Genomic DNA, 4,887 nt, shown 5'->3' with positions numbered 1-4,887 from the left:
CTCCGCCCCGCCGCGGCCGGCGTCGCCGCCGGCCTCCCCCCCGCCGACGCCGACCCCTGGGAGGGCGAGGCGTTCATCCCGTGATCCGGTGACCGAAGTTCTTTCGCGGAGGGGGCCGCGTGAGGGATGCGAGCCCGAAGGGGCGAGACCCGGCGGCTGTTTGCCGGGGCTCGACTCCGTTGGACGAGGTCGTATCTCGTCCTACGGAGCCGCAGCCCGACCCGAGCGCGAGCGAGGGGCACGCCCGAATCGTGAGCCGTTCAGACCGACGCCGTTCAGACCCGTGCCTGCCGCTCCTGCGCGCGGCGGATCTGCAGCGCCCGGTCGGTGCAGCCCAGCACGGCGGCGGCCCGCTGCAGGTTGCCCTCGGCGTCGCCCACGGCGATGCGGATGGCGGCCTCGGAGGCGAGCCGGCCGATCTCCTTGAGCCCCATCCCGAGCGCGAGTGCCCGGCGGATGGCGGTGTCGAAGTCGCCGTCGCGCCAGTCCTCTGCGTCCGCCTCCGCCGGGGGGCGCTCGTCGTCGGGGATGTCCCCCACGGTGACCGGGCCGGGCCCCACGTGGCGGTACGCGACGCGAGCGGCCAGCTGCCGCAGGTCGCGTACGTTCCCGGGGTAGGCACGGCGCACCAGCAGCTCGCGCACGGCGTCGTCCAGGGCGGGCGCCTCGCCCCCCGGGAGGAGCTCGGCCAGGAAATGGAGAAAGAGGGGAACCACGTCCTCGGGCCGGTCGCGCAGCGGGGGCATGCGGCAGGTGACGCTGGCCATGCGGTAGTAGAGGTCGGCGCGGAAGGCGCCGCGGGCTACCTCTTCGGGGAGGTCGCGGTGGGTGGCGCAGACCAGGCGGAAGTCGGTGCGGTGCCAGGCGTTCCCGCCCACGCGCTTGTAGGTGCGCTCCTGCACGACCCGCAGCAGCTGCGCCTGCAGACGCGGCGGCAGCTCCCCCACCTCGTCCAGGAAGAGGGTGCCGCCGTCGGCCAGCGCGAAGGCGCCCTCGCGCGGCCCGGTCGCGCCGGTGAAGGCCCCGCGCTCGTGGCCGAAGAACTCGCTCCCGGAGAGCTCAGGGACCACCGTGGTACAGTCCAGCACCACCAGCTCGCGCTTGCGGGGGCGCCGGTCGAGCGAATGGATGAGCCGTGCCACCAGCTCCTTCCCGGTCCCGCTCTCGCCCAGGATCATCACCGGGGCGTCGGTGAAGCACGCCGCCTCCACCACCTGCCGCAGCAGCGAGCGCCAGCAGGGGCTGGCGCCCACCAGGTTGTTGCGCACGAGCGGGGAGTCGATCAGGCGGTCCACCTCGCTCCAGCGCTGGAAGCGCGCCGCCAGCTCCGCCCCGGGCGATGGGGAGCAGTCCCAGGCCAGCACGTCCGAGGCCCCCGAGCGGAGCAGGCGCCACGCCCCCCCGTCCGCCAGCGCACGGCCGCGCACCGCGACCCCCAGCACCCGGTCCGCCCCGTTCCGGCTGGCACCCCGCAGGAACTCGCAGAGCCCGTCCTCCACCGCGTCGAAGAACACCACCCCCGCGCCGCCCGGCTCCTCCCGCTCCAGCGGCGCGGCGTCGAAGCCTGCGCTGGCGAGCTCCTCCACGCAACCCGGGGGAGGTGCGCACCGATGCGCTCCGAAGACGTGATGCCAGATCCTCGTCTTGGCCACTGGGCGGCGGTCGGAGGTTGGGCGGCAGCGGCGGGAGCGTGGCGCACTGCCTCCCGGGGACCCGCTCCGCCGGGGCGCGGAACAGAGCGGAGGGACCATGGGGATTGCATCTCCCGTTCCCGGGACCGAAACGGGAGGCATGGCGGCAACGCGTTGCGGAGAAACGTCCTGGAAGCCAGCGGCCACAAGGCGTGGCAGCACGAATATGGGTAGGATACGCCTCATCTGGGACACAAACTCCCCAGTTCTACCCCGCGGTCGTCGGGGTGCTGCTGCGGGACGTCGGAGTGGAGGGAGCGGCGCAGGCGCCGCTTCGCGGGAGTGCGAAGGAGGGCGGGCGCGGGCGGTCAGCCGTCCACCAGCTCCACCTCCAGGCCGAACACCTTGCTGAAGAGGCCGGCCTTCTGGCGCAGCGCCCAGCGCTCCAGGAGCAGGTCGCCCTCGGCCTCCACCTCCAGCACCAGCTTTCCCCCGTCCGCTTCGGCGTACACGCCCTCCACGGCCTGCAGGTGCTCGCGGTCCAGGGCGTCGGCGACGCGGAGGAGGGCGGACAGCTTCACCACCCGCTCGCGCTCGCCCGGGTCCAGGCGCTCGAAGGAGTCGTGGGCCGTGGTCGGCTCGCCCTTGCGGTGGTAGCGGGCGACGTTCGCCACCAGCCACATCTCCCCCGGGGCGAAGCCGGGGAGCTCGGACTGCGAGATCAGGTACAGCGAGTGCTTGTGGTGCCGCTTGCGGCTGACGAAGGTGCCCACGTCGTGGAGCACCGCCGCGGCCAGCAGCACCCGGCGGTCCGCCGCGTCCAGGCCGTGCAGGCCGCGGAGCTGGTCGAAGAGCGAGCCCGCCAGCCGGGCCACGTGCATGGCGTGCGCCTCGTCGAAGAGGCAGCGCCGCCCCAGCGCCACCGCACCCTCCACCGCGGTCCGCTCCCGCCGGTCCTCCCACTCCTGGTGCGTGGTCAGGTCCTCCACCAGGTCCAGCAGCAGCCCGTCCTTCACCCCCACGCCGGGGACCCGGATCTCGTCGGCTCCCGCCAGCTCGGCGACGCGCTCGTAGACCATGGCCGCGGGAAGGATCACGTCCGCGCGGTCGGCGCGCAGCTTCAGCTCCTCCATCCGCTGCGCGTAGGACAGGCGCGCCAGCATGCGGATGGTGTCGCGCAGCCCGCCCATCCCGATGGACCCGGCGCGCCCGTCCTTCGCCGGCCGCCCGCCCAGCTTCGCCAGCGCCTCGATGTTCCCGCCGGTGGCGATCACCCCGGCGGGGCGCAGGTGCTGCGCGGCGGTGGGGATCTGCAGGGTGGCCGCGTACTCGCGCAGCAGGCGCTGGAAGCGGCCGGGGTCGTCTCCCGAGCCGGAGAGCACCTCCAGCATGCGCACCGAGCCCATGGTGTGCGACTCGCTCCACAGGATCCCGCCCTCGTCCACCAGCGACACCTCCACGCTCCCGCCGCCCAGGTCCACCAGGATCCAGCGGTCGCGCCCCAGCTCCACCCGGCTGCGGACGGCCTGGTACACCAGCCGGGCCTCCTCGTAGCCGGTGATGACCTCCAGCTCCAGTCCGGCCTCCTCGCGCACCCGGCGGACGAAGTCGGCGCCGTTGCGGCTCTCGCGCACGGCGCTGGTGGCGGTGGCGCGGTAGTGCTCGATCTCCAGCCTCTCCATCCGACGGCGGAAGTCCGCCAGCCCCGCGACGGCGGCCTCCATCGCCTCCGGCGCCAGCTTCCCGGTGAGGAACACGTCGTGCCCCAGCCGCACGCCCACGCGCTCCTCGTCCAGCACGGTGCGCTCCCCCGGCCCGGTGAACTCCGCGGCGATGAAGCGGATGGCGTTGGAGCCCACGTCGATCGCGGCGACGCGGAGCGGGAAGGTGGCGGCGGGCTCCCCGCGCGCGGTGCGCTTCGGGCGCGCGGAGCGGGTGGCGGCGCGGAGCTTGGTCATTCGCACGGACGGCGGCGGTTCGGGAGGACGGCGAGGGCGGCCTGGAACGTGGCCGAGCCCGCAAGACTCGAACCCCGTGGCTGCGGCTCTGTCGCGCTGGGTCGGCGGGGGGAGGCTCCTCCGGCGGTGCGTAAACTCGCCCGGCCGCTTGGGTGACCGGAGTGACTGCGCGGGCTCACACAAACGCACCGCCTGCGGAACCTCCCCCCACCTCCCGGTCACCCTCTCCGCAGGGCGCCGTTTCGCACTTCGCACCCTCGCACTCCCGCACTCCCCGCCTACGCGCTCCGCACCCGAGGCGGGCGCTCCTCCGCGTCCTCGCCCCGCACCACCTCCATCTCCTCCTGGCTGGCGCGCGCCTGCACCAGCACCTCCAGCTCGCGCTCGCGGAGGTTGAAGGTGTACCCCGCCCCCACGATCCCCACCCTCAGGTAGCTCAGCGTCAGCGGAGTGCCGGACATGCACTCGTCGGCGTTGTCGAAGCGGACCCCCCGGCCGTCCACGAAGGTGAGCGAGCCGCGCCCCCGCACCTCGCCCAGGTGCCCGTGGATCACCACCGAGGTGTCCTCGTCGATCCCCAGCCCCATCAGCTCCGGGTTCTGGGCGATCACCATGAACAGCCGCTGCAGGCGGCGGCGCTGCGTGAAGTGGGTGTCGATCAGGGCGCGGAACCCCAGCAGCCCGAAGCCGGGGCCCAGGTGGAGGTCCTGCATCCGGCCGTACTCGTCCGGCTCCCCCCCGGCCAGGATCGTCTCCGTGAGCGCCGCGGCGCCCGCGCTGGTCCCGCACACCACGGCGCCGCGGGAGTACGCTTCCCGGATGGCGCGGTCCACGCGCGATCCGCCCAGCGTCGCCACCAGGTGCACCTGGTCGCCCCCGCCCAGGAAGATGCCGTCCGCGCCCCGGATCATCTCCGCGACGCGGGGGTCCTGCGCGCGGTCGCGTCGGTCGATCACCGGGATCTCCACGTTGTGCGCGCCCGCCGCCGCGAACGCGGCCATCCATTCCCGCGCGGAGCTCGCCGGGTCCGTGGAGGCGGTCGTGATCCCCACCACCTTCCCCCCCTCCCGGGCGTGGCAGCGCTCCAGGAAGCTCCCCAGCGCGTCGCCCTCCGGGGTGCACGCCCCCCCGATCAGCACCAGCGTGCCGGAGTGGCGGTCGGTGCGGCGGCGGTTGGGGTGCTCCGCGGCGGAAGGCTCGGCGGTGTCGCCGTCACGGGTCGCGTACATCGTCTCCATCGGGGGCGGGTTGCGTCTCGGCCAGCGCGAGCACGGCCAGCGCGGCGGCGAGCTGGGGCG

General features: G+C 74.2%; 3 protein-coding genes. All 3 read right to left on the bottom strand.

All coding sequences use genetic code 11. The annotated features are described in order from the left end of the window. Positions 1-275 precede the first annotated feature (275 nt). A complete protein-coding gene (locus VGR37_02070; GenBank protein ID HEV2146183.1) occupies positions 276-1,586 on the bottom strand; it encodes a sigma 54-interacting transcriptional regulator in 1,311 nt (436 codons plus the stop codon). 413 nt (positions 1,587-1,999) lie between these two features. Continuing rightward, on the bottom strand, positions 2,000-3,589 hold the full coding sequence (locus VGR37_02065; protein ID HEV2146182.1) for a Ppx/GppA phosphatase family protein: 1,590 nt from the start codon (positions 3,587-3,589) through the stop codon (positions 2,000-2,002). 278 nt (positions 3,590-3,867) lie between these two features. Beyond that, positions 3,868-4,818, bottom strand: a complete 951-nt coding sequence (locus VGR37_02060) for a cyanophycinase (protein ID HEV2146181.1) — start codon at positions 4,816-4,818, stop codon at positions 3,868-3,870. Between the last annotated feature and the right edge of the window lie 69 nt (positions 4,819-4,887).

It is taken from the genome of Longimicrobiaceae bacterium, assembly GCA_035936415.1.
In the GTDB taxonomy this organism is placed as follows: domain Bacteria; phylum Gemmatimonadota; class Gemmatimonadetes; order Longimicrobiales; family Longimicrobiaceae; genus JAFAYN01.
This window is presented reverse-complemented; position numbering and strand designations above follow the sequence as displayed.

Bases quoted from the DNA above. Each gene is read 5' to 3' on its own strand.
- VGR37_02060 (HEV2146181.1), bottom strand. From the start codon at position 4,818: ATGTACGCGACCCGTGACGGCGACACCGCCGAGCCTTCCGCCGCGGAG.
- VGR37_02065 (HEV2146182.1), bottom strand. From the start codon at position 3,589: ATGACCAAGCTCCGCGCCGCCACCCGCTCCGCGCGCCCGAAGCGCACC.